Annotated in this window: 20 protein-coding genes; 13 read left to right on the top strand and 7 right to left on the bottom strand. The window is 67.9% G+C overall.

All coding sequences use genetic code 11. The annotated features are described in order from the left end of the window. Positions 1 to 11: 11 nt before the first annotated feature. The 9 genes from H4O13_06430 to H4O13_06390 all read left to right on the top strand — a co-directional run bounded on the left by H4O13_06430 (position 12) and on the right by H4O13_06390 (position 11,610). A complete protein-coding gene (locus tag H4O13_06430) occupies positions 12 to 2,402 on the top strand; it encodes a hypothetical protein (GenBank protein MBE5315024.1) in 2,391 nt (796 codons plus the stop codon). Positions 2,403 to 2,682: 280 nt separating this feature from the next. After that, positions 2,683 to 4,029 carry a 30S ribosomal protein S12 methylthiotransferase RimO gene (rimO, locus tag H4O13_06425; protein ID MBE5315023.1) on the top strand — a complete coding sequence of 449 codons (1,347 nt, stop codon included), beginning with the start codon at positions 2,683 to 2,685 and terminating at the stop codon, positions 4,027 to 4,029. 4 nt (positions 4,030 to 4,033) lie between these two features. Continuing rightward, complete coding sequence (locus H4O13_06420) at positions 4,034 to 4,876, top strand: DUF3025 domain-containing protein (GenBank protein ID MBE5315022.1); 843 nt, start codon at positions 4,034 to 4,036, stop codon at positions 4,874 to 4,876. 112 nt (positions 4,877 to 4,988) lie between these two features. After that, on the top strand, positions 4,989 to 5,453 hold the full coding sequence (locus tag H4O13_06415) for a hypothetical protein (protein MBE5315021.1): 465 nt from the start codon (positions 4,989 to 4,991) through the stop codon (positions 5,451 to 5,453). Then, on the top strand, positions 5,450 to 5,770 hold the full coding sequence (locus H4O13_06410; GenBank protein ID MBE5315020.1) for a phosphotyrosine protein phosphatase: 321 nt from the start codon (positions 5,450 to 5,452) through the stop codon (positions 5,768 to 5,770). Before H4O13_06415 ends, H4O13_06410 begins: the two co-directional genes overlap by 4 nt. A gap of 227 nt (positions 5,771 to 5,997) precedes the next feature. Further along, entirely contained in the window at positions 5,998 to 8,217 is a 2,220-nt protein-coding gene (locus H4O13_06405; protein MBE5315019.1) for a hypothetical protein, read from the top strand. 55 nt (positions 8,218 to 8,272) lie between these two features. Continuing rightward, on the top strand, positions 8,273 to 10,561 hold the full coding sequence (locus H4O13_06400; GenBank protein MBE5315018.1) for a hypothetical protein: 2,289 nt from the start codon (positions 8,273 to 8,275) through the stop codon (positions 10,559 to 10,561). A 324-nt stretch (positions 10,562 to 10,885) separates the two neighbouring features. Then, positions 10,886 to 11,302, top strand: a complete 417-nt coding sequence (locus H4O13_06395) for a hypothetical protein (GenBank protein ID MBE5315017.1) — start codon at positions 10,886 to 10,888, stop codon at positions 11,300 to 11,302. 17 nt (positions 11,303 to 11,319) lie between these two features. Continuing rightward, positions 11,320 to 11,610 carry a hypothetical protein gene (locus H4O13_06390; GenBank protein ID MBE5315016.1) on the top strand — a complete coding sequence of 97 codons (291 nt, stop codon included), beginning with the start codon at positions 11,320 to 11,322 and terminating at the stop codon, positions 11,608 to 11,610. Between the two features lie 226 nt (positions 11,611 to 11,836). Here H4O13_06390 and H4O13_06385 read toward each other — a convergent pair whose 3' ends face one another. The 4 genes from H4O13_06385 to H4O13_06370 all read right to left on the bottom strand — a co-directional run bounded on the left by H4O13_06385 (position 11,837) and on the right by H4O13_06370 (position 14,135). Next, a complete protein-coding gene (locus tag H4O13_06385) occupies positions 11,837 to 12,367 on the bottom strand; it encodes a GNAT family N-acetyltransferase (protein MBE5315015.1) in 531 nt (176 codons plus the stop codon). A gap of 9 nt (positions 12,368 to 12,376) precedes the next feature. Beyond that, positions 12,377 to 12,904, bottom strand: a complete 528-nt coding sequence (locus H4O13_06380) for a phage tail protein (GenBank protein ID MBE5315014.1) — start codon at positions 12,902 to 12,904, stop codon at positions 12,377 to 12,379. 76 nt (positions 12,905 to 12,980) lie between these two features. Then, positions 12,981 to 13,517 (bottom strand): phage tail protein, encoded by a 537-nt coding sequence (locus H4O13_06375; GenBank protein ID MBE5315013.1) that lies wholly within the window; start codon positions 13,515 to 13,517, stop codon positions 12,981 to 12,983. 69 nt (positions 13,518 to 13,586) lie between these two features. Continuing rightward, positions 13,587 to 14,135 (bottom strand): phage tail protein, encoded by a 549-nt coding sequence (locus H4O13_06370; protein ID MBE5315012.1) that lies wholly within the window; start codon positions 14,133 to 14,135, stop codon positions 13,587 to 13,589. A gap of 463 nt (positions 14,136 to 14,598) precedes the next feature. Between H4O13_06370 and H4O13_06365 the strand changes: the two genes are divergently transcribed. Continuing rightward, the gene (locus H4O13_06365; GenBank protein ID MBE5315011.1) at positions 14,599 to 19,182 is read left to right on the top strand and encodes a putative Ig domain-containing protein; all 4,584 of its coding nucleotides are present in this window, start codon (positions 14,599 to 14,601) and stop codon (positions 19,180 to 19,182) included. 100 nt (positions 19,183 to 19,282) lie between these two features. Here the strand turns inward: H4O13_06365 and greB are convergent, their stop codons facing one another. Next, positions 19,283 to 19,792 (bottom strand): transcription elongation factor GreB, encoded by a 510-nt coding sequence (gene greB / locus H4O13_06360; GenBank protein ID MBE5315010.1) that lies wholly within the window; start codon positions 19,790 to 19,792, stop codon positions 19,283 to 19,285. Positions 19,793 to 19,932: 140 nt separating this feature from the next. On the opposite strand from greB, the gene H4O13_06355 reads away from it, so the two are divergent. Beyond that, complete coding sequence (locus H4O13_06355) at positions 19,933 to 20,313, top strand: glutaredoxin (protein ID MBE5315009.1); 381 nt, start codon at positions 19,933 to 19,935, stop codon at positions 20,311 to 20,313. 45 nt (positions 20,314 to 20,358) lie between these two features. Here the strand turns inward: H4O13_06355 and H4O13_06350 are convergent, their stop codons facing one another. After that, positions 20,359 to 23,571 carry a DUF2135 domain-containing protein gene (locus H4O13_06350; GenBank protein MBE5315008.1) on the bottom strand — a complete coding sequence of 1,071 codons (3,213 nt, stop codon included), beginning with the start codon at positions 23,569 to 23,571 and terminating at the stop codon, positions 20,359 to 20,361. A 344-nt stretch (positions 23,572 to 23,915) separates the two neighbouring features. Between H4O13_06350 and H4O13_06345 the strand changes: the two genes are divergently transcribed. Continuing rightward, positions 23,916 to 25,082: an alpha/beta fold hydrolase gene (locus H4O13_06345; GenBank protein ID MBE5315007.1), complete on the top strand. Its 1,167-nt coding sequence runs from the start codon at positions 23,916 to 23,918 to the stop codon at positions 25,080 to 25,082. A 48-nt stretch (positions 25,083 to 25,130) separates the two neighbouring features. Here H4O13_06345 and H4O13_06340 read toward each other — a convergent pair whose 3' ends face one another. Then, positions 25,131 to 25,637 carry a GNAT family N-acetyltransferase gene (locus tag H4O13_06340; protein ID MBE5315006.1) on the bottom strand — a complete coding sequence of 169 codons (507 nt, stop codon included), beginning with the start codon at positions 25,635 to 25,637 and terminating at the stop codon, positions 25,131 to 25,133. Positions 25,638 to 25,867: 230 nt separating this feature from the next. On the opposite strand from H4O13_06340, the gene H4O13_06335 reads away from it, so the two are divergent. Next, positions 25,868 to 26,638: a dienelactone hydrolase family protein gene (locus H4O13_06335; protein ID MBE5315005.1), complete on the top strand. Its 771-nt coding sequence runs from the start codon at positions 25,868 to 25,870 to the stop codon at positions 26,636 to 26,638. The last annotated feature ends 57 nt before the right edge of the window (positions 26,639 to 26,695 follow it).

Below are 26,695 nucleotides of genomic sequence, written 5' to 3'. Positions count from 1 at the left end.
GGATGGGTGCATTGAAGCGCGGTGCTGTGTGGAGTGCGGGCCTGGCCGCGCTGGTTCTGCTTGGCCTTGCGGTGCGGCCGGATTTGGAGCCACCGCCTGAGCTCCCCTACCTGCCCAAGCCCACCGAGCTGATCCCTGGCGAGGGTGGCACCTCGGAGTTCTCCCGGCAGCGGCGGGCCTGGATGGCATCGATGCGGATGGCCGCTCCGGGCGTCGATGCCGCGGCCCTGGATGGCGCCTATCGCAACGCCCGCGATCTGCGCTTCCAGGCGCAGCGCGAAGTGGCGCTCTCCGCTGCTGGCAAACCGCTGGATCTCCTGAAGTTCAGCGCCGCGTCGATTGCAGGGACCTGGAGTGAGCGCGGCTCAAGCAACCAGTCGGGGCGCGTGCTCTCGACCGCGTTCGACAGTGCCCAGCAGCGCCTGACCGTGCTCTCGCACGGCGGCAACGTCTGGCGAGCCAATCGTGGCAGCTTGAACTGGAGCAGCAGCAACGACGCTGCCGCATTCGTGCCCAACGGCGCGCAGGGCTTCCTGCTGAGGCTTGCCGGCCCGCAGGGCGAGCGCCTGCTGGTGCTGGGCGATCGGCCCGCGCAGGTCCGCTTCAGCGACAACGGCGGAGCGACCTTCTCGACCCCGGGTGGCAGCAGCCTTGCGAACCCCTGGTATGCGACGGGCCTGGTGGCGCGCGACGAGACCGCGAGTGAGGTCTACTACGCCCGCGTGCATTACGACTTCACCGCCCCGGCCGCCTGGCGAACGCATCTGTTTGCTTCCGTCGATCGCGGTGCGAGCTTCACGCCCGTCGCCTTCGTCGGGGAGCGCAACCAGGCGGCACTGTTCTCGCCGCGCTACGGCGATACGCGGGTGTTCCTGCTGTCGGGCACGCAGCTTTTCACCATTACCCCCGGAACCCACGCGCGCGTGCCTGTTTCCACCGTGCCGCACACGCTGGCTGGCGAGGACAGCGTGGCGCTGTCGGGCGGCGTCACCGCTGCTGGGCAGACTTTCCTGTACGCCTTCTATTCGAGCGGTTCGGCCGGCGTGACCCGCGTGTACTACTCCGCCAACGCCGGCGCCACCTGGACCGCACGCACTCCGGCGCCGACCTCGATGTTCAGCCTCAACAGTGCGGCCAGTTCGACGCGCGATCCCAATCGCGTGTTCGTCGGCGGCGTTGATCTGTATCGGAGCGCCGATGGCGGCGGCAGCTGGACGCTCGTGAACCCGTGGGGCGAGTACTACGCCTCGCCCGCCACCAAGCTGCACGCGGACATTTGCGGCATCGATGTGTACGTCGACAACGCCAACACCGAGCGCGTGTTCGTCAGCACGGACGGCGGGCTGTACGAGTCCACCGACCAGCTTCTGACGGTGCAGAACCTCTCACTCAATGGCCTGAACGTCTCGCAGTACTACGGCAGCTACACACGCCGCCAGCCGCCCTACCAGATCTTCGCCGGTTCCCAGGATCAGGGTTACCAGAAGGCCTTGAACCCGGGAACTGGCCCGCAGCCCTTCGTGCAGACCATCTCCGGCGACTACGCGCATCTCGTCTCGGCCAACGGCGGCGCAACCACCTGGAGCGTCTATCCCACCTTCGCCATGGCGGACACCTCGGCGAGCGCCGGCAATCAGAGCGGCCTGCGCTACTACCAGTTCGGCACCGCCCAGCTGTCGGGAACGCTGTTTCTGCCGCCATTGGCAGCGCTGCCGGGCGAGCCCAACAAGGTCTTGCTGGCGGGCGGTCGCATCGGAGCCGGCAGTGCTCACACGCTGATCGAGCTGAGCTTGTCGGGCACCAGCATCAGCGGCGTGGCCGATCCCTTCAACTTCGTGGACCCGATCACCGCTGTCGCGGTCTCGCCGCACGCGGGGGCAACCCGCTACGTGCTGGCCACCCCGTCCAACGCCGCGAACCCCGGCGCGCGCTTCTATCGGCGCAGCGGCGGCACCTGGACGCAGACCGTCAGCCAGCTGCCCAACGGCCAGTTCTTCTACGGTGCGCGGATTCTGCCGGACCCGGCGCGTCCGGGGCATGTCTATGTGGCCGGCTCCGGCTACGGCGCTGGCAACGGCAACGCGGTGTATCTCTCCACCAACGACGGCCTGAGCTTTGCGCCGATGTCGACGGGTCTGCCGCCGACCCTGGTGCTTGGGCTCGCCATCTCCGCCGACGGTGAGCACCTGTTCGCAGCGGCCGAGACCGGCGCGTTCTACTACGACCGCGCGCAGCAGCGCTGGATCGACATCGTGACCGCGGGTGCGCCCAACCAGATCTATTGGCATGTCGACTTCGTGGACGAGCTGCGCGTCGCACGCTTCTCGACCTATGGGCGGGGGATCTGGGACTTCTCGCTCAACGTTGGCGACGCGCTGTTCGCCAGCGGGTTCGAGCTCTGAGGCAACGCTCAGCATTCCAGCGTTGCCGCGCGCCATGGCGGGCGCGCTCGCGGGTCGAGCACGCGCTGCTTGATGCAGCGACAGCGAGTCCGGGCCGCACCGGACTCGCGACAACGGATCACATCCACGATGGGCTTGATCCGTGTTGCCCCAAGAAGAAGGCGTCGCCGCGCGGATGCCGCCGATCGAACAGCGGGTGCGCGCAGCGGGCCGTCCTTGGGGTCTGGTCCGAGCCGGGGCGTATAATCCGCGCCCCTCGCTCGCCAGACCCGCTGCCGCCATGTCCAGCTCCGCCCCCAAAGTCGGTTTCGTCAGCCTCGGCTGCCCCAAGGCGCTGGTCGACTCCGAGCGCATCCTCACCCAGCTGAAGGTCGAGGGCTACGAGATCGTGCCGACGTATGACGAGGCCGACGTGGTGGTGGTCAACACCTGTGGCTTCATCGACTCGGCGGTGGATGAATCGCTGGATGCGATCGGCGAAGCGATCAGCCAGAACGGCCGGGTGATCGTCACCGGCTGCCTGGGCAAGCGGCCCGAGACCATTCGCGAGGCGCACCCGGAGGTGCTGGCGATCAGCGGCCCTCAGGACTACGCCAGCGTGATGAACGCCGTGCACGAGGTGGTGGCGCCGCAGCACAACCCCTACATCGACCTGCTTCCGGACTACGGGCTGAAGCTCACGCCGAAGCACTTCGCGTACCTCAAGATTTCTGAAGGCTGCAACCACCGCTGCAGCTTCTGCATCATCCCCAGCATGCGCGGCGATCTGGTCAGTCGCCCCGTCGACGACGTGCTGCGCGAGGCCGAGAAGCTCGCTCGCGGCGGCGTCCGCGAGCTGCTGGTGATCTCGCAGGATACCTCGGCCTACGGTGTCGACCTCAAGTACGCCGAGCGCGAGTGGCGCGGCAAGACCTATCAGACCCGCATGAAGGCCCTGTGCGAGGGCCTGTCCGAGCTCGGCATCTGGACGCGTCTGCACTACGTGTATCCGTACCCGCACGTCGACGACGTCATCCCGCTGATGGCGGACGGCAAGCTGCTGCCGTATCTGGATATTCCCTTCCAGCACGCGAGCCCGAAGATCCTGAAAGCCATGCGCCGTCCGGGCGCGGTCGACAAGACGCTTGAGCGCATCCAGCGCTGGCGCGAGACCTGCCCTGAGCTGGCGATCCGCAGCACCTTCATCGTCGGCTTCCCTGGCGAAACCGAAGACGATTTCGAAGAGCTGCTGGATTTCCTCGAAGAAGCCCAGCTCGACCGCGTCGGCGCGTTCGCCTATTCGCCGGTCGAGGGTGCGGCGGCCAATGCGCTGCCGGGCGCGGTGCCGGAGGAAGTGAAGCAGGAGCGCCTGCAGCGGTTCATGGAGCTGCAGGCCGAGATCAGCGAGGCCAGGCTGGCGGCCAAAGTCGGTACGGTGCAGCCGGTGATCATCGACCACCTCGAAGGCGAGCTTGCGATCGGCCGCTCGCGCTTCGATGCGCCCGAGATCGACGGCCTGGTGCAGATCCAGGACGGCGAGGCCATGGGCGTGAAGCCCGGCGACATCGTCAACGTGCGCATCCTCGGCAGCGACGAGCATGATCTGTTTGGTCTGATCGGCCCGGGCGAGGACGAGTTCGACGACTGACGCCATGGCCAAGCGTCGCTTCGAAGCACCCGCGCGCGAGGCCGTCGATCGGGAGGTGTTCGAGCATCCGGCGTTCGCGCCGTATCGCTTCGAGCTGGATCTTCTGACGGTTGAGCACTGGCCCGATACCGGGACGCTGAACGCCCGCGCCTGCGGCTTGAAGCACGCATCGAGCGGCCGCAGCCTGCGCTTTGTGGAGCAGTCCGCTGAACTGCTGAGTGAAGGCCTGCACTACGAGACTCGCATCTTCGAGCGCGGCGAGATCCCCACCCGCGCCGACAACTGGCACGACCTGCTGAACGCGCTGGTGTGGATGCGCTTTCCTGAGCTGAAGTCCGCGCTCAACGCCCGCCAGGCCGCCGACGTGGCAGCGGTCGGTGCCAGCGAGCGCACCCGCGGCCAGTGCGCGCTGACCCATTTCGATGAAGCCGGCGTGCTGGTGCGGGTGTCCGATGCGCACACGCTGGCGCTGTGGGACGCGCACGACTGGGGCGCGCTCGGCGCCCGCGTCCAGCTGGATCCTGAAGCGCTAGAGGTCCAGGTGTTCGGCCATGCGCTGCTGGAGCACGCGCTGTACCCGCAGCCGCTGTTGGTCGGCAAGGCCATCGCCGTGCTGGCGCCGCCCGAGCTCTCCACCAGCACGCTCGTGCGCCGCGTCGCCCAGGGCATTGCCGCAGGCGAGCTGCTGAGCGACCCGCAGGAGCTGCGCCCGCTGCCCACAGCGCTCTTGCCCGGCTGGCACCCGCGCAGCGGTGAAGCCGAGTTCCTGCGCTCGGGGGAGTGCTTCCGGCCGCTGCGCGAGGGCAGGGTGTATCCCTCTGCCGTGCCCCTGGATGCCGAGGCTTGAGCCTGATCCCGCTGGAGATTCAAGGGCGCGACGCCCCGTACCTTCGACGCATGCGGACGGCCTTGATCGCAAGGCCATACTGCGGTCTCGCCAGCTTTGCGGAGATTCGAGCATGGACCACGACGCCGCTATTGGCGCACTGATGCAGGCCCTGTACGCGCAGGTCTCGGGGCCGGCCGGACATCGCCGCGACTGGTCGCAGCAGGCCGAGCTGTTCATGCCGTTTGCGCGCATGGTGCGTACCGGCGTCGATGCGGCTGGCGCGCCCTGGGCCTTGGTCATGGACGTGGCCGACTACCCCGCCAACTTCGAGCAGAAGATTGGCGATGCGCCCTTCTACGAAGTGGAGATCCACCGCGTGGTCCAGCGCTTCGGCAACATCGCCCAGGTGTTCAGCACCTACGAGGCTTGGCGTGACGCCGCGCACACCGACTTCATCAAGCGCGGCATCAACAGCATCCAGCTGTACAACGACGGCCAGCGCTGGCGTGTAGCCAACATGCTCTGGGATGACGAACGGCCGGGCCTTCGCGTGGATCCCGCATTTCTGCCGCCTCGCACCGATGCCCACAGGTGAACCTGCTCTTCGTCTGCACCCAGAACCGCTTGCGCAGCCCCACGGCGGAGCAGGTGTTCGCGGACTGGCCCGGCGTCGAGGCCGCGTCGGCGGGACTCGGCAAGGAGGCTGCCGTGCCTATCTCGCCCGAGCTGCTCGAATGGGCGGACATCGTGTTCGTCATGGAGCCTGTGCACAGGGTGCGGCTGGCCCAGCGCTTCAAGCCGCATCTGAAGCGCGCGCGCATCGTCTGTCTCGGCATTCCCGACAACTTCGACTTCATGCAGCCGGAACTGGTGGAACTGCTGAAGCGCAAGGTGTCTCCCTTTCTGCCCTAGGCCAAGGCCGAAGAATCAAGCCCGGGCGCACTCTGTCGGGCTCGCTTGCAGATCGAGCGCGCGATGCCTGACTCAGCGGAAGCGAGTCCGGGGCTGTCAGGGTGCTTGCCAGCGGGTGGGAGAAGACCCCACACCGGCGACGGACCCGGGTCACGGACGATGCGTAGCGATCTGGCTAGACTCAAGGCCCCCCGCAGCCCGCGCGCTGCTCTCACTCCGCAGTCGCCATGGCTTCGCGTTCCCTTGTCTTTCGCACGATTCTTCTCGCCGCTCTGGCGCCCAGCTTGGCCGTGGCCGAGACCGCCGCGCTGCAGATTCCCGAGGCCCAGCTCGATGCGCTGTTGGCCGCGCGTCCAGGCGATGAGCAGCGGGTACTGTCGGCCTGGCGCGCCCCAGCGACGGAGCGCGCGGCGTCTGCCAGCAAGGACGTGGAGCTGCGCCTGCGCCGTATCGAGGTGTACGCGCCGGACGCTCGCGTACTGGAAGCCACCGCCGACGGCTACCGCGAGCTTCCGCGCGATGCGCGCCTCCACTTCATCGCGGAGCCCAGCGCCGGTCGGCGCATGTCGCTGAGCGTTGACCCGAAGAGCGCCGAGGCCGAGGGCCTGCTGTTGCTGGACGGGCGCATGTATGCGCTCCAAGGCACGCGCCGCGAGGACGGCCTGGCCCTGCAGGCCAGCGACATGGAGCAGCCCTTGGCCGACGGCTCGCTGCGCGAGGCCGCGTGCATGGGGGACCTGAGTGCGGCCAGCGATCCCGTCACCAAGAGCGTTGCGCCGACCGCGCAGCCGCTGAGCGCGCGCGAGGCTGCATCGCTGTTCGGCGCGGCCACGGGTTCGGCGGCCTTGCGCAGCCTTGCGCGCACGTCCTTTGCGCCGAAGGTGGCGACCCGCCAGGTGACGTTGGCCATCGACACCGACAACGAACTCCTGCAGAAGAAGTTCAGCAACAACACTACCAACGCGACCGCCTATGTCGCCGCGCTCGTGGCCGCCATGAATGCGATCTACGAGGACGACCCCGCCCAGTACGGCCTGCAGCTGCGACTGCTGCAGGGCACCCTGATCCTGCGGCCGTCGACAACGCCGGATCCCTACGCCAACGGGGATGACTTCGCGACCCCGGCAGCGCTGAGCGAGTTCGGCAACTGGTGGCAGAGCAATCAGTCGAGCGTGTCGCGGGCGTTTGCGCTCAAGCTTTCAGGCAAGGCCAGCAGCGGCTTCAGCTCCTCCGGCATTGCATGGCTATTGACCGGCGGGTCCTACTGCGCGGCGACTGCGGGCTCCGGTGGGCACTACAGCGTGACTCGCGTGTTCTGGGAGCCGAGCTTTGACGCCGCGGACGATGCCTACGTCGTTGCCCACGAGCTTGGACACAATCTCGGCGCGCGCCACACCCACTGCGCCAATGCGACGACGGGCGCGCAAGCGGCCACCGGCACCATCGATCGCTGCTTCAGCGGCGAAGCGGGGCTGGGCTGCTACGCCGGCCCCGAGGCCTGCCCGGTCGGCGGTGAGTCGCCGCTGGCGCCGCAGGGCACACTGATGTCGTATTGCCATCTGAACAGCCTCAACTGTGGCGTTTCGACGGAGCTGCATCCCACCCACGTCACCCAGCTCAATGCGCGACTGGCCAGCCAGCCTTCCAGCTGCGTCACGTCGATCGGCAGCAATCAAGCGCCGACCCTCACTGCACCCGCGAGCATCGCCGGCAGCGAAGACACCCCGCTGGCGCTTGCCGCGATCAGCGTCGCGGATCCTGACAGCAGCAGCCTTGTCGCGAGCTTCACCGTGCCGTCCGGGGCGCTGGGCGCCAGCGCAGCCAACGGCGTGAGCGTGGGCGGCAGCAACACGGCCCGCACGCTTACCGGCAGCCCCTCCGCCCTCAACGCGTTTCTCGCGGATGGCCGCCTCAGCTACACCCCGGTCGCCAATGCGAACGGCAATCTGACGCTTGGCCTGTCGGTGAGCGACGGTACGGCCGCACCGGCGACGAGATCCGTCACCCTGGCCATGGCGGCCGTCAACGACGCGCCGACGCTCAATGCGCCGGCCACGCTGTCCGTGCAGGCGGGCACGGCCTCCGCGCTCAGTGGGGTGAGCTACGCCGACGTGGATGCCCCCGGCGGCGGCATCAGCGTGGTCGCGAGTTACGTCGCCAGCTCGGGCAGCTTCAGCGCCAGCAGCGCCGGCGGCGTCACGGTCAGCGGCGCGGGCACGGCCAGCCTCAGCCTTGCGGGCACCCTGTCGGCGATCAACAGCTTCGTCGCGTCAACCCCGGTGCGCTTCACCGCATCTGCCACCGGGCCTGCCTCGGTGACCGTCAACCTGGGCATCAATGATGGCGGCAACACCGGATCGGGCGGCGCGCTGAGCGCGACGCGCTCGATCAGCGTGTCGGTCAGCGGCCGCGAGGGCGAGCTGTTCGCCGACGGCTTCGAACCCTGAATCGTCGCTGGGTCGGGTGACCTTCGGCGGGTCGGCGCGCCGAAGGTCTTCACCTATGCTTGCGCGCCCTGAAGACGCCGACGCCATGCGACCGTATTCGCCCGCGCTGCTGTTCGCTCTGCGCCTCGCTGCCGTGCCAAGTCTGGCGCTCTGCGCCGAGCTCGCGCAAGCTGGGCCGGGGCTGATGCTGGACGGCCGTCTCGATGAGCCCGAGTGGTCACAGGCGCTGCGCATCGATGACTTTCGCACGGTGCAGCCCTTGACCCGCGAGCAGCCGCCGGTGCGCACCGAGGTGCGCGTGCTGTCGCGCGAGGACGGCCTGTACTTCGGTATCCACGCCGAGCAGCCTGCCGAGTTTCCGCGCACGCGCCATCCGACCCGCAGAGATGCGCAGGCGCGCGCGGATCGCGTCAACCTGATGATCGACTTCGAAGGCGAGGGCAGCACCGCCTACGAGTTCACCGTCAGCCTCAGCGGCGGCATCCAGGACGCCATCATCACCGGCCAGAACGGCTACAACTACGACTGGGACGGCGTCTGGGAGCAGGCCGTTGCCGAGGATGCCGACGGCTGGAGCCTCGAAGTGCGCCTGCCCTGGGGCATCGCTCCGCTGGGCCGGATCGAGGACGGCCGCTCCACGATCGGCGTGTACGTCTCGCGCGTGATCGAGCAGCGCGGGCTGCGTTTCTCGCACCCGCACTACGATTTCGAGAATCCGACCTTCGTCGCCGACATGGCGAAGTTCGAGATCGACGCGCGCAGCGATCTGCGTCTGGATCTGGTGCCCTATGTTGCAGTGGCCAACGATCGTCTGCTGCGCACCACCGATACGCGCTTTGGTGGCGATCTTTACCTCGCGCACGGCGGCCATCGCCTCAACGCAGCGCTCGCGCCGGATTTCGGCCAAGTCGAGAGCGATGCGCTTGTGGTCGACTTCAGCGCGCTCGAGGTGTTTTTCAGCGAGAAGCGTCCCTTCTTCACTGAGAACCAGGCGCTGTTCGATGTCCCCCTGGGAGACGAGGCCCTGCTGATCAACACGCGACGGATCGGCGGGCGTCCCGATGCCGGGCAAGCGGGCATCAGCGACGTCGACGGTGCCATCAAGTACACCGGCGCCTTGGGCGCTTTCGATGTCGGGGCCTTGCTGGCCACCGAGGCGGATTCAAGCGACGCGCGCGGTCGCGACTTCCGCGTGCTGCGAGGGCGCTGGCGTACCGCCAGCGGCGAGTACGGCGCCACCCTCACCGAGACCCTGAGGCCGACGCTGGATCGCGAGGCGCGTGTGGGCGTCGTCGATGCGCTGTGGCGCCCGCTCGAAGGGCTCCAGCTGCGCGGCGCCCTGGGCGAAAGCCGAATCGACGATGCGGGGCAGGGCGATCCAGACGGGCGCTTGCTGTGGCTGCGAATGGACCACGCGGTGAGTTCGACCTTTCGTCAGGAGTACGAGCTCGGTCGCTACGGGCGCGCGCTTCAGGTCAACGACCTGGGCTTTCTGCAGCGCGCCGACATGAGCCTGCTGCGCGCCGAGTACACCTGGTACCGGCGCGCCTGGGGCGATCAGTCCCGAGTGCGTGACTCGGCCTGGGAAACCGAGCTGCTCTGGCAGCGCAACAGCGCGGGCGAGCGCATCTACGGCGGCTGGGAGCTTTCGCATTTCTGGGCGCTGCGCGATGCCTCCGAGCTGACCGCTTTCGCGGTTGTGCGCACGCCCTACACGGACGATCGGGTGCTGCGCGGCAATGGCGATGTGCGTCTTCCCGCACAGCACGAGGCCGGCCTGTTCTACGTCAGCCCGCGGCTGGGTGAATGGCGCTTCGAGGCCGAGCTGGGCGTGTTCCAGGAGGGGCTGTCGGGCTGGGCGCAGTGGCTCGAAGTCACGCCTACCTGGTTCCTCAGCGAGCGCTTCAGCACCGCGCTCGGCGTCTATCTGAGCGATAGCAGCGACTGGCTGATCTGGGACACCGCCAATCGACTCGGACGATACGCTCGCCGGCAGGCCGAATTCGAATGGACGCTGGAGTGGTTTCCGGCCGCCGGCCACGAGCTTCGACTGCGGGCACAGTACGTAGGGCTGCGCGCGCAGGCGCTCGGAGGCTTCGCTGTGCAGTCCGGCGCGCTGATCGCGGCGGAGTCGCCCGCGGACTTCAGCCTCGGCACGCTTGCCGCGCAGATTCGCTATCGCTACGAGTTCGCGCCGCAGCGCGAGCTCTACGTGGTGCTGAGCCGCGGCGGTGATTACTTCGGTGAGGACGAGGACGCCGAAGGGCTGGGGCGCCTGTTCGATCGCAGCCGAGCCAACGTCACCGCGAATCAGATCCTCGCCAAGCTGCGATGGGGATTCTGAGGGCCGAATATCGAATCTCCTGACTGCCCGCGTGCACTGTTCTCACGTTATGCTCTGCGCGCTCCGGGCACAGCCCCGGACGCGCGATCGGCAACGGTGCGGGTCGCGCACTCACTACAGGGGTCAAGTATGGAGCGTCGCCGCTTTCTTCGGTCTGCCACTTTTTTGGCGGGCGCTTCCTGCCTTCCGATCGCGGCGTCGAGCATCGCCGCGGGTTCTTCCGCGCGCTGGCAGCTGCTATGGCTGTCCGAGCCCGCCGAAGGGCAGCCATGGCGACCGCTGGAGCGGATGTGTGGAGCGCAGTGCGCCGACGAGTCGCTCGTAGTGACCCTGGACGCGCTGCATCCTGCGGCTGGCGGTGGCGTGGTCCGCGATTTTGGCCTGCATGCGATCTTTGACCTTCAGGACGGCACGAGCGCGCGCTTTACCGCCTGGCAAGTGGGAGGCAGCGGTCTGCTGCGCACGGAGTCGGCGGGCACGCGCTTCATTGCCGGCCGCGCAAGCCTCCGGCGCCTTGAGCTTGAGTACCAGTTGGATGGCGTTGATCGCACCGAGGCGCTCGCCCTGGTGGGCGGCCAGTCCGGGCTGCTCAGCCCGGGGCACTATCTGCTGGTGGGGCCGCGTGCGGATGGGGCCTTGGCCAATACACGCGGCTGGACCCATAGCGGCGACCCCTCGCGTCCGCTGAGCGCGGCGGTCGGTGTCGATGTTCTTGCCTTTCGCGTCGAGTCTCCGGCCTGAAGCGCTCGGAGAAGGCTATGGATCTGCTGAGCCTGCAGCACTTTGCCGGCTGCCTCAACGAAACGTTCAAGGCCAGCTTTGGCGACGGATCGCTGGACTTTGTTCTGGTTGAGGCGTCTCCACTGCCGCAGCGGCGCGCGGGCGCATCGCGGGAGCCCTTCTCGCTGCTGTTCCTCAACACGTCTGCGGTGCTGTTTCCGCAGCAGATTTACCAGATGCATCACCCCCGGCTGGGCGAGCTGGGCATCTTCGTCACGCCCATCGCCCAGAATCGCGACGGTTTCGTCTATCAGGCGATCTTCAACTGATGAGCGGTATGGGTGGCGCGCGACTCCGGGCCGCTCAGTCGCGCGCGCAAACAGCACTGGCGGTAGCGGCGCCTGAGCGGAAGAAGCAAGCGGGCTGCAAACGCGCCGCGCGGTATGCGTGCTTGCCGGTTACTGACCCGTAAGCATCACGACAGGCCGGCCAAACACCTGAGAGGCGGCCGCGCGCTTCACGCTTCCGCCTCGATGTGCGCTTCCCTGCGGACACTTAGCCGGCTTGCGAGGCCGTGCTTGGTCGCCAGCGCATTCGCCAGTGCATGCCTTCGTCAGAGACAACTACGAAGCCAAGGCGCTGGTAAAGCCGTAGCGCCGACGGGTTGTGTTTCAGCACATGCAAACCCATCGCGGCGCCGCTGTCGGCCGCGCGAGTTTGGCTTTGCCGGATCAGCGTGCTGCCGATGCCCTGATTCTGCCAGCGCGGGAACAGCGCGATGTCGACGACTAGGTGTTCGGGACCGCTTTCCAGAACGTAGTAGCGACCGATCGGGCTGTGGGTCTCTGGAGCGAGAATCGCGAGGAAACTCGCTTCGCTGTAGTGCTGCTCGAAGTGCTTGCGTTGCAGCGCGAACTGCTGGTCCAGAAAGCTGCGCTTGGCGGCGTCCGGCCACGGGACAGCCGCCATTTCCGTGCTGCGGGTCGAGGCGTAGAGCTCGCGCAGCCACGCCTCGTCCGTCGGTGCCAGCGGTCGAAGCGTGAAGCCTTGCTGGGATCCGCTGCTCTGCGAGAGAGGTGCCAGCACGCAGCGACCTCAGGGGAAAGAGGGGTAGATCCCCTGCAGCGCGATGCAGAAGTTCACGCCAAGGTAGGGCTGCTGATTCTGATGCGGCTGGCCTCCCCCCTGGCTCGGCTGGAGCATCGTCGGGGCAAAGGTCGTATTGGGCGCGGCTGCCAAGAAGGGCCGGTTCGCGGAGATGCCGGGCTGGGAGAATCCACCGTTGGTGACCGGCGCGCTGGCAGTCGAGGGCACGTAGGCATTCACGCCATGGTTGTGCTGCGGGATCTGGTTGCTGGTGAGGGTCACGGTGTTGGCGCCAAACGTCTGCCCCAGCGTCCGTGGTGAGAGCCCGGGGCCGTTGCCCTGCTGACAGCCCGCTCGACCGGCGAAGTTCGGCAGCTGGAAGGTGGTCTGGCCGTTGCCACCATAGATGGTGCCGATCAATGAGAACAGCGCGGTGTTCTGCGAGATCGGCAGTGTGGCGCCGTTCGCGAACGCCCACCCACGCGGGTTGAAGTTGAAGCCGAACAACTGGATCTCGCCGATGTAGGGTTGGGTCATGACGGAGTGCTCCGAATGATCTCTGGTGTGATGGCTGCAGCCGCGCCGGTGCGGCGCGTCCTGTGGCAGACCGGCATCAAGCTTGGCTTGGGAAAATGCCGAAAGTGGCGATGCAGTACTGCACCGTCAGCGTCGGCATGCAGTTCTCGTGCGGCTGGCTGCCGCCCGCGAGGCTGGTCGAGTTCGCCGCCATGGCCACCGGCGTCGCCGTGCTGACATCGGAAACGTAGAAGTTGTCGCCGCTGACTACTGCAGGAAGCAGCGTAGTGCCCGGTGTCAGCGAGGTTGCGGCGGTGCCGGATGCCACGATCGTGTGCGTGTGTGCAGGCATCTGGGTGGGCAACACTGTGACCGTCTCGGTGCCTGCGCGCTGCCCGATGACGTAGTTGCTGAGACCAGGGCCCTGGCCCTGGTGCATCGGCAAACGACCCCGCAGATCAGGCACCGCAAACGTGGTCTGGCCGTCACCGCCGTAGGTGGTGCCAATCAGGGCGAACAGAGCGTCGTACTCTGAAATGGGCAGCAGACTGCCGTCGCAGGCCTGCCAGTTGTTCGGGGCACCACGGGTGCCAAAAGCAAACATGCGGATCTCGCCGATATAGGGCGTGCTCATGGGGCGTGCTCCAGGGTCGTACGGGCTGCGCTGAGCGCTGCGCTCAGGCCACAGAAAGGATGTGCGCGCTCAGTTGCGCGAGGGGAAGATCCCGCTCAGCGCAATACAAAAATTGATCACGCTGTAGGGCTGGAGGTTTGGGTGCGGCTGGTTGCCGCCAGATGGCGAAACGGTCTGCTGGTTCAGCGGCACCACGGCGCCCGAACTCGCGGAATAAAGATTCGGAGGTGGTGAGCCTGCGTTCGTGCTGGTCGCGAACAAGCGACCCGAGGCGCCGCGGTTGTCGCCGTTGCTCGTCGACGCATTGACCGAATGCGTGTGCGACGGCAGGTTGGTCGACAGCAGGGTCACGTTCTCGACGCCCGAGGCCTGACCGATCTGCACGGAGGGTGGCTGCCAGCTTGGGTCTACCGACGAGGCGTATCCGATCGGTGTGCGGCTGCGCAGATCCGGCAGGGCGAAGTTGGTGGTGCCGTTGCCGCCGTACTGGGTTCCCAGCAGCGAGAACAGGGCCTGGTTCTGGTTGATCGGCAGCAGCTGCCCGTTGGCCAGCGCCCAGAACTTTGGCGCGAAATTGAAGCCGGCCATCATGATCTGGCCGATGAAAAACTCGCTCATCGCTCTCCTCCCGTTGGATGGTGAGCGCAGACGTCCATTCCGTCGCGCCGGCGTACTCTGAACCGCATCGTGATGTCCGACAAGCCCCAAACGCGATCTGCGCCGGTGCCGCGGACACGCTGTCCGTTCATCCATCGGCACTTCACCGCGAAACGGCTCGAAGGCGCCCAGCGCAGCGCATGGCATGCGGCGCGGTCAGATAGGGCTTTGCGCTTTCGAGCATGGATCTTGCACTCCGGTGACGAAAGGTTGCGCGCGTTGTCTTGGCTCTCCAAGCAATGCCTGTTCGGGCTTTCGCAAGCCACGCGCATCTGTTCAAATGGCGACCCAGTCAGTCCGCATCGTCGGGGGCGGGGACTGATATTTCTGCCCGGGCCTGCTGCAAACGTCGGTTGCACGGCGTGCGGCGAGTCGCCAACTTGCAGTTGTCCATCCGAGTCGACCTTTCAGGGGAATCAGACGCATGTCACTCGTTCTCGGTTTCGCCGCGCGCCCTGCGCGTACTTCGTTCGCGGCGCTGCTTTTGGCAGCCGCCACGCTGATGCCATCAGGGCCTGCGCGCGCGCAGCACACCTCGTCCGAGTGTCCGCCGCAGACCGCGACGGTTTCCAGCGGTGGCACAGTGTCGATCAACATTACCGACTGCGCGTCCAACGTCGCGTTTGCCGGTATCGGCGATATCGATGGCGGCAGCTCCGGCGCCGGTGACTTCGAGGATCACGGCGCGGCCACCACCCGCATCACTCCCGGTCCAGGCAGTCAGTGGTTCCTCGACTACAGCCATAACGGCACCACGGGTATCGGCTCGACCGACGTCTTCGAGATCACCGAAGCCACCGCAGCGGGCACCGGCGACGTCCGAGTCACCATCACCATCAATCCCTCGGCCTCGCCGATCACGGTATCGCCAGCTGCGCTGCCGACGCTCACGGCCGGCACTGCGTTCTCGCAGACCCTGACCTCGGCCGGCGGACTTGCTCCCTACACCTATGCCTTGCAGAGCGGCGTGCTCCCGGCCGGCGTGACGCTTTCGAGCGCGGGTGTCTTGAGCGGTACGCCCACCCAGCGCGGCGCCTACAGCTTCAGCGTGCGTTCCACCGATTCGACTTCGCCGACCGCGCAATTCGTTGATCGCGGCTACACCGGCTCGGTGCAGAACCCGTCGCTTGCGATCAGTCCGGCGACTGGAACCGCCATCCAGAGCGCACCGTTCTCGCAGACGCTCGCGATCGCCGGCGGCGTCGCGCCGCACACCTGCCAGCTTGAGACGGGTGCGTTCCCGGCTGGAATCACCATCTCCTCCGCCTGCGTCATCAGCGGCACCACCGCGGCCGCCCCGGGCAACTTCCCGGTCACCATCCGCGTCACGGATGCCAGCACCGGCCCCGGCACCTACTTCGAAGTCGAGAGCTTCACCCTCACCGTCAGCCCGCCGCCGAGCGTCAGCATCGCGGTGACGCCGGCCTCGATCAGCGAAGACGGCGCGACCAACTTCACCTACACGGTCACCCGCAGCCTGAACCTCTCTTCGCCGACGTTGGTGAATCTGACCCTTTCCGGCACCGCGACCTCCGGCGGCGACTACACCGGCGCGCCCGCGAACATCACGATCCCCGCCGGCGCGACCACGGCCACCTTCCCCATCGATCCGTCTGTCGACGGCACCGTCGAAGCGGATGAAACCGTGACCTTCACAGTTGCGGCCGGCACCGGCTACACCGTCGGCGTGCCCGCCAGCGCCACTGGCACCATCCTCAACGATGACGTGCCGAGCGCGACCATCAGCGTCTCGCCGGCGAACGTCGCGGAAGACGGCGCGCCCAACCTCGTCTACACGGTCACCCTGAACCAGGCCTCGTTCTCGGCCCTCTCGGTCGGCTACACCATCGGCGGCACGGCCACCAACGGCACCGACTACGCGACGATCGCCTCGCCGCTCGTGATCCCAGCCGGCAACACTACCGGCACGATCACGGTCAACCCGACGGCTGACGCCACCATCGAAACCAACGAGACGGTGGTGCTGACTCTGAATGCAGGCGCGGGCTACACCGTCGGCGTGCCCAACAGCGCCACTGGCACGATCCTCAACGACGACCTGCCGAATCTGGTCATCAACGACGTCACGGCGAATGAGGGCAATGCCGGCATCACCAACTTCACGTTCACGGTCAGCCTCAGCGCACCGGCCGGCCCGGGCGGAGTGACCTTCGACATCGGCACCGCAAACGGCAGCGCCACCGCCGGCGTGGACTACGTGGCCAGCAGCCTGACCAACCAGACCATCCCGGCGGGTAGCAGCACCTACACCTTCACCGTGCTGGTCAATGGCGACCTGCTGAATGAGCCCAGCGAGACCTTCTTCGTCAACGTGACCAACGTGGTGAATGCCGTGGTGGTGGACGGGCAGGGTGTGGGCACGATCGTCAACGACGATCCGCTGCCAAGCCTGTCGATCAATGACGTGACTGTGGTCGAAGGCAATGCCGGCACCGTCAACGCGGTGTTCACCGTGACCCTGAGCGCAGCCAGCGGGCAGACCGTGCAGGTCAACTTCGCCACGGCCGACGGCACTGCGACCCAGCCAGCGGATTACACCAATACCAGCGGCACGCTGACCTTCACCCCTGGCCAGACCACCCGCACAATCACCGTGCCGGTGATCGGCGAGACCATCCCTGAGGCGAACGAGACCTTCTTCGTCAACCTGAGCGGTGCCACCAATTCGACGATCAGCGACAACCAGGGCTTGGGCACCATCACCAATGACGACGTGCCGGTGACGGTCAGCCCTGGCACGCTGCCTGGCGGAACGGTGGCTGCGGCCTACAGCGAGACCATCACGGCCAGCGGCGGCGCCGCGCCCTACAGCTTTGCGGTTTCTGCGGGCGCGTTGCCGGCCGGTCTGACCCTGAGCGCGGGCGGCATCCTAAGCGGCACGCCGACGGCGGGCGGCAGCTTCAACTTCACCGTCAGCGCGACCGACAGCAGCGGCGCGCCGGGGCCGTTCGCGGGTACTCAGGCCTACACTCTTGTCATTGCGCCGCCGACCCTCACCCTGCCCGCGACTTCGCTGGCGGGGGCCACCCTCGGCGCCGCCTATTCGGCCGCGATCAGCCCGGCTTCGGGTGGTACGGCGCCCTACGTGTACGCACTCACAGCTGGCGATCTGCCGAACGGCCTGACCTTGAACGCGGGGACCGGTGCCATCACGGGAACGCCCAGCGCCCTCGGCACTTTCAACTTCAGCATCACGGCGACCGACAGCAGCACCGGCACCGGCCCGTACACCGTGACGCGGGCGTACTCGATCACGGTGATCGATGTCCCGCCGGTTGCGACCAACTCGACGCTGACGGTGGCCTACAACGCGGCGGCGACCAATGTGCCTCTGGCCTTGAGTGGTGGTGCGCCCACCTCCGTGCTGCTCGGCACGGCACCGACTCGTGGTACCGCGGTCGTCACCGGTACGGCCATCACCTATCAGCCGAACGCGGGCTTCGCGGGTTCGGACAGCTTCACCTACACCGCGTCCAACTCGGGTGGCACCTCGGCGATCGCCACGGTCAGCATCACCGTGCAGGACCCGGTGGTGACGATCACCCCAGCTGGCGGCTTCAGCGCGACGGTGTCCGCGCCCTACACCCAGACCTTCACCTTCAACGGTGGCGCGCAGCCCTGGAGCGGCTATCAGGTCACCAACCTGCCGACGGGCCTTTCGATCACGGGGTCAACGGCCAACACCGTCACCGTCTCGGGCACGCCGACACAGGCAGGCAGCTTCAACCTCAACGTGTCCGCGACCGACAGCAGCACGGGCAACGGTCCGTTCTCGGTGGGCCAGGCGTTTGCGCTCACCGTGGGCGGCCCGACGCTGACGCTGGATCCGGCTGGCGCAAACCTCAGCGGCACGTACAACACCGCGTTCTCGCAGGCGTTCGCTGCTGCGGGTGGCGTGGGCCCCTACACCTACGCGGTGACAGCGGGTGCGCTGCCGGCCGGCCTGGGCCTGACCGGAGCGACGGTCTCCGGCACGCCGACGGCATCGGGCAGCTTCACGTTCACCATCACCGCGACGGACACCGGCTCCACCGGCACTGGCAGCCCGTTCACTGTCAATCGTGCCTACACGCTGGCGGTGGCTGCGCCGACGATCGCGGTCGATCCGGCCACGCTGCCGGCGGCGGCCGCGGCCAGCAGCTACAACGAAACCCTGTCGGCCAGCGGCGCGGTGGCCCCGTACACCTTCGCCGTGTCGGCGGGTGCGCTGCCAGCAGGTCTGAACCTGTCCAGCGCCGGCGTGCTCTCGGGCACCCCGACCGCATCGGGCAGCTTCAACTTCACTGTGACCGCCAGCGATGCCAACAGCCAGACCGGCAGCCGTGCCTACACCCTGGTCGTGGGCGCGCCGACGCTGACGCTGCAACCCGCCACGCTGCCCTCCGGCACCGGCAGCGCGCCCTACAGTGCGCAGCTGACGGCCAGCGGCGGTAATGCCCCGTACGCCTTCACGGTGTCAGCGGGCGCACTGCCGCCCGGCGTGACGCTTGCGGCAGACGGCGCGCTCTCGGGCATTCCCACCGCTGCGGGTAGCTTCAACTTCACGGCGCAGGTGACGGACAGCACCGCCGGCACCGCTGGCACCGCGACCCGCGCCTACACCATCGAAGTGGTGGCGCCGACCATCACCATCCCGACGGCCGTGCCGCCGAGCTGGTTCTTCAACCGACCGTTCAGCCTGCAGCTGCAGGGCGGTGGTGGTGCGGGTCCGTACAGCTTCGCCCTCGCTTCGGGCACCTTGCCGCCGGGCATCACGCTCAGCCCCACGGGCCTGCTCTCAGGGACTCCGAATACCACCGGCAGCTACACCTTCGTGGTGACGGTCACCGACGCCAACGGGTTCAGCGGCACGCGTCAGATTAGTGCCGGTGTGTTCCCGCCGCCGGTGATGGTGCCGACGAACAGCCTGGGTGGCTTGCTTGGCTTGATCCTGCTGATGCTCGGCGTCGGAGCTCTGGCCCTGCGCGGGCTGGGTCGCAGCGAGTGATGATCGGGGAGCGCCGGCCACGAGGCCGGCGCTCCTCTGCGCTTCAGGCACCGGGGCTGCCAGCGTTGCCAGACAGCGGCTCGGCTGCTTGAAGCAAACCTCAGTCGGGTGAGCTGTAGCGCACGTCAAGCACAGCGAAGCGCACGCGGCCGCCGGGCAGCTCGGCGTCGAATTCGTCGTCCGCGCGTTTCTTCAGGGCTGCCCTGGCAAGCGGCGAGTCGATGCTGATCCACGAACGGGCGGCGTCCGTTTCGTCAGGTCCAACGATGCGATAGCGGAGGATCTCACCGCTGTCCACGCGTTCAAGTTCGATCCACGCCCCAAAAAACACCGCTGCAGGGTCGGCGGGTGGGCCTTCGGCGACCTTGAGGGCCTGCAGACGCTTGCTGAGATAGCGCACGCGTCGGTCGATCTCGCCCAGCTGCTTCTTGCGGTAGGTGTACTCGGCGTTCTCGCTGCGGTCTCCCTCCGCTGCGGCGGCAGCCAGCGCCTTGACGACCTCAGGCCGCTTCTCGCGCCACAGGTGATTGAGTTCCGTGCGCAGGGTCTCGAAGCCCTCGCGCGTGATGAGGGGCGTAGAGCCGGGGGCATGTGGACGCCAGCGTGACATGGTCTTCAAGTGGGTGAAGGAAGACCGCCATTCTCGCGATGCGCACGCGTGCTGTCAGCGTCGCGTTCGTCTGCGCTCAAGCTGCCGCGAGCCGAAAACTCCTGCAGACTTTCGGCCCTGACATCCACAAGGTGAGCGTGATGCCGCGAACTGTCCTCGACGAAGCACAGATCCATCCCGCCATTCGGGACAGCGTTTCGGGCTCGCATGCTGCCCTGCTCAAGGATGTTCTGAGCGCTCTGGCGAAGTCGCCGGTGCTGGTGATCGGCATGGCGGGCAACCCCTTCGTGAGACGCGCCCGACGCGCTCTGCAGCGTGCCGGTATCGAGTATCGCTACCTCGGCTACGGCAGCTACCTGTCGCAGTGGCGTCGTCGTCTGGCGCTGAAGATGTGGTCGGGCTGGCCGACGTTCCCGATGGTCTTCGTGCGCGGTCGACTGATCGGCGGCGCTACCGATCTCGAGGCCTTGATTGCGAGCGGTGAGCTCGCCACCCTGCTGGCCGCGCCGGGAGCGGAGTAGGCGAGGGCTGCCGCGCACTGTGCAGGCCTGCGGCCCGGGGCGTGGTCACTCCAGCTCCACCCTGAACTCGCCCACATCGATCCGGCCGCTCACGTCCTGCAGGCGACGCGTCGTGGCTTGTCGCGCGGCGTCGGACGTGCCGAATCCGGTTTGAAACTCCAGCTGCACCGTGACCGGGCCGGTCAGGCTTTGTCGTCGGTCGCTGAAGTAGGCCGCTTGCACGCGATAGACGCCGGGCAGCGGCCGGGTCAGGGTGAAGACCTCGGGCCCATAGCCTTGGATCAGATCGCGACTGACGCGTCCTCCGCTGGCGGATCGACTGCTCGCGTAGTAGACGGCTTCGCCCAAGGGGTCGATGACCCACAGATCGATGTCCGTGTTGTCGGCGTCCCAACCGAGCGTCACCCTCAGGCCGATCGGCAAGGGCTCGCGCAGGGCCTGCGGAACTCCCAGGGCATCGAGCGTATCGACCAGCGTGGGCCCGGCCCGGGCGACCAGATCGTTGATCTCATGGGCTGCGATCAGCTGGATGCCCGGGAAGCGATCGCTCCAGTCGCCGAGCGCGACCTTCCAGAGCAGCTGGGTCGCGCGCGGAAAGTCCGGCTGCGGAAGTCGCGCCAGCGCGAGCGCCAGATCGCGATAGCTCTGTGGCTCCTCGGGGCGCTGCTCCAGCGCGGTCTCGAACTGCTGCACTGCCTGCGCCCACGAGCCCCACTGCGAGAGACGGTGCGCGAGCACGCGCACGAGCGCGGTGTCCTCGGTGGAAAGCTCGGCGAGGTTGGACAGCACACGCTGGGCGAGCACGGCATCGCCTTGCACATCGCGCAGATGGTCGGCGACGTCGAGATAGAAGCCAGGGATGTCGCCATAGGTCTCGCGCTGGCGCAGATACTCGGCGTAGGCATCCGTGCTCGCCTGGATCGCCTTCATGTAGGGCGTGTCCGCAGTCCAGGGGCTGAGCTGGATGGTGCTGCGTGCAGACGGGTCGGTGGCGGTACCGTCGCTTTCAAGCTCGCCGCCCAGGGCTCCAGTCACTGCACTTTGTTCGAGTGGTGCCTCGCTGGCAACGCCCGGCGCCGCTGAGGGCGACGGCGCGGGGACCGGCGCCCCCTGCGGCGCGCGATCGAAATCCTCAGGTCGCTGCCTTCCGGTTTCACCGCCATCCGCGGGCAGCGGGGGTAAGGCTTCGCGTCGGCCGCGCAGCGCCAGCAGCTGCGCGAGCCGCTCGCTGGCTTCGCGCTCCCACGCTCGACGGGACTCTCTTTCCACGCCATCGCGCGGCCATCGGCGCTGCAGTTCGCGGATGCTCTTCTCCAGCGCCCGCACCCGACGAAACTCGGCGCGAACGCTGCGGTCGCGCTGCGCGCGCGATCGCCACAGCGCCAGCTCGGCCGCCGCGGCCTGCGGGAGCAGAGTTTCGAGCCATGGATGGCGCTCGCGATGCCAACGGCTGAACTCGGCCCATTCGGCCATCAGGCCCTGGATCCGCTCGCGCTCGGCGGGCCCGGATGCTTGCTTGGGTGCCTGGGCCAGGGCCTGCTCGTAGTCGGCCCGCAGATCGGGCTCTTTTGGGGCGATGCGGTAGCGCACGTAGTCTTCAATGCGGTCGAGCACGAGCAGAGAGGTCTGCTCGGTGACCACCCCGTAGCGCGTGGCCAGGGCCAGCATGGCCGGCTTGTCGGGCGACTCCGCTGTGGCCATGCGCTGCAGATGTTGCTGGGCCTGCAGCCTGTGCACCGCGTCGGCCACCACGCCCACAGCCGGTGCCTGCTGACCGACATCGATTTCCATCGTCTCGCTGCCGCTCTCGCTGCCCCAGCGCAGGCGGATCCTCGAATCCCCCTGACAGCGCGCGCTTACCAGTAACCGCGATCCAATTGCTTCGCCCGGCAGCGGCAACACCTGTTCGCAGCGTCCGCGCGTCACTTCCGCTGCCAGCACGCGGCGCGCCGGGGCCAGCAGGGCCTTCACCGCGGCCTCGGCCTCGACCTGCAGCAGGTCGATCACCTCGCCGCCATGCGCGTTGGCGATCCGCTGCAGCCGGACGGGGTCGGAAGTCTGCGCGGCCACGAGCACCGAGACTCTGGGACGGCCACGGGAGCGCGTCTGCAGGCGCGGCGAGGCCGCACCGAAGTTCTGCAGACCTTCGCCGAGCACCAGCACGCGATCGACGTCGGGCAGTTCGCTGAGGTCGACGCTGCCGTAGCTGCTGGCGCCGTCCAGCGGCAGCGCTTCGAGCGCCGCGAGCAGAGCGCCGGTGTCGCCTGAGGCAAGCTCGAATCGGCGCGGCGACTCGGCAACGTCGCGGAACGGCACCAGCCAAAGCTCGCGGACGCCTGCGGCTTCCAGCCAGGCCTGAAGCACTCGGCGCTCACGAGCGAGGTCACGTCGACGGGCGCTGGCCGAGGCGTCGAAGAACAGCGCGACGCGCGGCGTGACCGATATCGATGCGCTTGGCTGGGGTGCAAGCGGCACATCCGCCACCAGACTGCGCCACGAAGGCTCCAGCGGGTCTTGAGCCTCCACTTGGGCGGCCGGGGCTGTCGTCGCCGGAATCGCGAAGGCCAGTTCGCGCTGCGGCCGCAGGTTGCGACGCACGAAGCCGGCACTCCAGGCGTGCCCGGCGCGATCGAAGCGCAGCTCTGCATCCGGCGATGCCGGTGCGGACTGCGACTCGCCGACCTGTGCAAACGCCTGCACTTCGAAGCGCTCGACCGTGCTGTCAAAGCTGAGCGGCAGCACGTAGCGGTAGTGGCCTTCGCGCTGCGGCATCAGCTGTTCGAACGCCAGAGCCACACGCTTGCTGCCGCGCGCCGGGATCGGATACAGGCGCGTGCGGAAAACGTTGCCGCGGGTGAGCTCAGCCAGGCCCGGATCGATCTGCTCTCGGCTGATGTCCTCGAAGGCAACCCGTGCGGTCTGCTTGGGCACAACCACGCCCTCGCGCATCCGGCCTTCCACGTCGAGCGCGTAGCCGGAGACGCTCTGCCCGGGGCCGAGCGGGAACACGAACTCGCCCTCGATCACGCGTGCGTTGGGGTTGTGGAACTCGAGCTCGATCCTGGTGCGCGCCAACGGACCCTGGCTCTCGATCCGGATCGTGACCGACTGCAGCCGCACCGGCTCAAGATCGCCGTCTGGCGGAATCCAGACGCGCGGCGGCGGGATCGGTGGTGTCTGCGTGACCGGCGACAACGCGTACGTGGGCACGGCAGAAAGACAAAGCGACAGCGGAATCAGCAATCGGAGCAGTGACATGTCGGCGCGCTCGAGGTCAAGCCGGGGGCGAGGGCAGGGTAGCAGCACGACTCGCCCGGTGGCCTTGGCGCGCGCCTGGGCGCGAACTCAAGCCCAACTGCGAGCGGCCGTCCTGTGTGGGCGGCCACGCGCGAGATCTGTAGGCCAGGGTGGGCGGTGCCCCCACACCGCGCCGCACTGTGGCCAGAACCCGACGCACGGGGTCGGCCATCCGCGCAGGGTTCCTGCGTATGCTGCGAGCGGAGCAATCGCTCCAGCCCGAGCGCGCAGGCTTCATCGACGCTGCCCGCGCCTGCCCATGCGCGGCGTTGGCGAGTCCAGTGACCCACGGTCGGAGAACGCGAATGAGCACGAAGCGAGAGCGGACCCAGCGCTGGCATCCGGGTGATGCACGGGCCGCGCTGGCCTTGGCGCTGCGCGCTGGCGAAGGCGTTATCGACATCACCGAAGGGGTGCATCAGTCGGTGAGACGGACCCTGGGGCTGGCGCCCGGCACCTCTGAAGACCGATGTGGCGGTCTAGCCGGTCACGTCTACCGACTGGTACGCGGCGGCCACGCGCTGGTCGGGACAGGCGCGCAGGCGGCGCTGCGCAGTCTCGAAGGCCTGCGCGTGGGCGAGCCGGGCGACACACCGGACGAAGCCCCGGTCGACGGTCGCCGTCTGGCCTGGCTGGCAGCGCTGAACGGCGTCTGTGGGGATCACCTGCATGCCACCGGCAACGCACTGGCGATTCGGCCTGCGCTGGTGGCGCACGAGGGATCGCTGGCGGATGCGCTGGCGGCATCGTCCTCGGGGCACTTGCTGGTGCTGGTGCATGGTCTGTGCATGAACGAGCAGCAGTGGCGTGGTCCGTCCGACGCCGGCCACGGTGGTGCGCTCGGCCTGGGTCTCGGCGCGGTGCCGGTGTACTTCCGCTACAACAGCGGGCGTGCGATCGAGCACAGCGGCGCGCTGCTCGCCAAATCGCTCGAGTCCGCGCTGGCCGCCCTGCCGCGGCCACCCGCGCGCGTCAGCCTGATCGGCCACAGCATGGGCGGTCTGGTGGCGCGCAGCGCCGAACGCCACGCGCGCGAGGCCTCGATGCGCTGGCGCGAGGTGCTGCGCGAAGTCGTGCTGCTCGGTGCACCGAATGAGGGCGCACCTCTGGAGCGGCTGGGGCACGCCTTTGAGCGTGTGCTGGGGCGACTGCCCTTCGCGCATCCGTTCACCCGCATCGGTGCACTGCGCAGCCGCGGCATCCTCGACCTGCGCGAGGGTCTGCAGAGCACGGGAGCGCTGCCGAGAGACCTGCGCGTGTTCGCGGTGGCTGCGGTGCTGGCGCGCTCGCCGCTGGGCTTCGATGCGCGCGTGCGCGGCGACGGGCTGGTGCCGGTCGACAGCGCGCTCGGACGACGCGCACTGGGCAGCTCGGTCGAGGCGGAATTCATCGTGCCAGCCACAGGCCATCTGCAGCTGTTGCGTTCGCAGGCGGTCCGCCAGCAGCTGCTCGTCTGGCTTGGCGCGGGTTAGGCAAGGGGTGCTCGAAAGCGTGCTGTGCCTGGCGGGCGCCGTGCGTTCTCAGAACGCGCGCTCAAGCGTGCAAAGTCGGCTGCCATCGCCGTGTTCCGAGGCCTGCATGTGTCGGAAGCCGAGGTGCGCGAGCAGCGCCAGCGAGGCCGCGTTGTCCGGCTGGCATATCGCGAGCAGGGCGGGCAGCCGCAGCGTGTCGCGGGCAAAAGCCAGCGTTGCCTCGGCCGCTTCGCGAGCGTAGCCCTGACCCCAGAACTCGGGGAGAAAGGCGAAGCCCAGATCGGGTCCCGGCAGGCTGTCGCGGCGCACCAGGCCGCACAGCCCCATCGGCGTCGGATTCTCGATCCGGCTGATGCGCCAGAGGCCGTAGCCATACTCGCGGTAGAGCCTGGCTGGGCCCTCGTCGATGTAGCGAAGCGCGTCGTCGTGGCCGCGCACGCCGCGGTCGCCGATGTAGCGCAGCCAGCCCTCGCTGTTGGTGAGACGCAGAATGAAATCCGCATCCTCGGCGCCAAGCTCGTCGAAGCGCAGCCGTGGGCTGGTGGGGCAGGCCATGCGGGGTCTCCTTGGGCGGCACAGAGTAAGCGCATCCTGCACCTGATCCGTGGCCACGAGCGCGGCGTCGCCGGACCGGGTTCCGTTGGATCAGGCGCTGCCGTGCTCGATCCGCGAGCGCGCCCGCCACAGCGCGCGGCAGCTCACAGCCTTGCACCGAGAGTCTGCGCACGCCGCTGTGACGCCTCTGGCGCCTACACTCGCGGACCTTGATCAAATCGGAGTGCACCATGCGTCTGCTGCTTGCTGCGACTGTGCTTGCCTTTGCCTTGCCCGCGCAGGCTGAGGTCGTCTCCCGCGAGCTCACCTGGGAGGTCGATGGGGTCGCCATGCAAGGCTATTTCGTGCACGACGACGCAACGGCTGCGCGCGGCGGTCTGGTCATGGTGCCGAACTGGATGGGCGTCACCGACTCCGCGCTTGAGAAGGCGAAGGCGATCGCTGGCCGCGGCTACGCGGTGCTGCTGGCGGATGTCTACGGCGCGGACCTGCGCCCCGCCAACGCACAGGAGGCGGGCCAAGCCGCGCGATCGATGTACGACAACCGCCCGCTGCTGCGTGCCCGCGCAGGCGCAGCCTTGGATCAACTCAAGGCGCAGCCCGAAGCCAGCGGCTTTACCGACGGCAAGATCGGCGCCATCGGCTTCTGCTTCGGCGGCGCCACCGTGCTAGAGCTGGCACGCAGTGGTCGCGATGACATCGCCGGCGTGGTCAGCTTCCACGGCAGTCTCGGCACTTCGTTGCCCGCCAAGGCGGGCGAGGTCGAGGCCAGCGTTCTGGTGCTGAATGGGGCTGCCGACACCTACGTCAGCGCCGAGGAAATCGCCGGCCTGCAAAAGGAAATGACCGACGCCGGCGCCGACTGGCAGTTCGTCAACTTCGCCGACGCCGTGCACTGCTTCGCCGAAGCCGACGCCAATTCACCCGGCTGCCAGTACCACGAGCGCAGCGCCAAGCGCGCCTACCGGATGATGGACGACTTCTTCGCCGAGGTCTTTTGAGGGCGCGGATTCGGGATTCGAGATTCGAGGTTCGACCGAAGGCCCGCGCAGAGCGCG

It is taken from the genome of Lysobacterales bacterium (assembly GCA_014946745.1).
Classification (GTDB): Bacteria; Pseudomonadota; Gammaproteobacteria; order Xanthomonadales; family Xanthomonadaceae; genus Aquimonas.
Note: the sequence above shows the minus strand (reverse complement) of the source record. Positions and strands in the feature narration are given on the sequence as shown.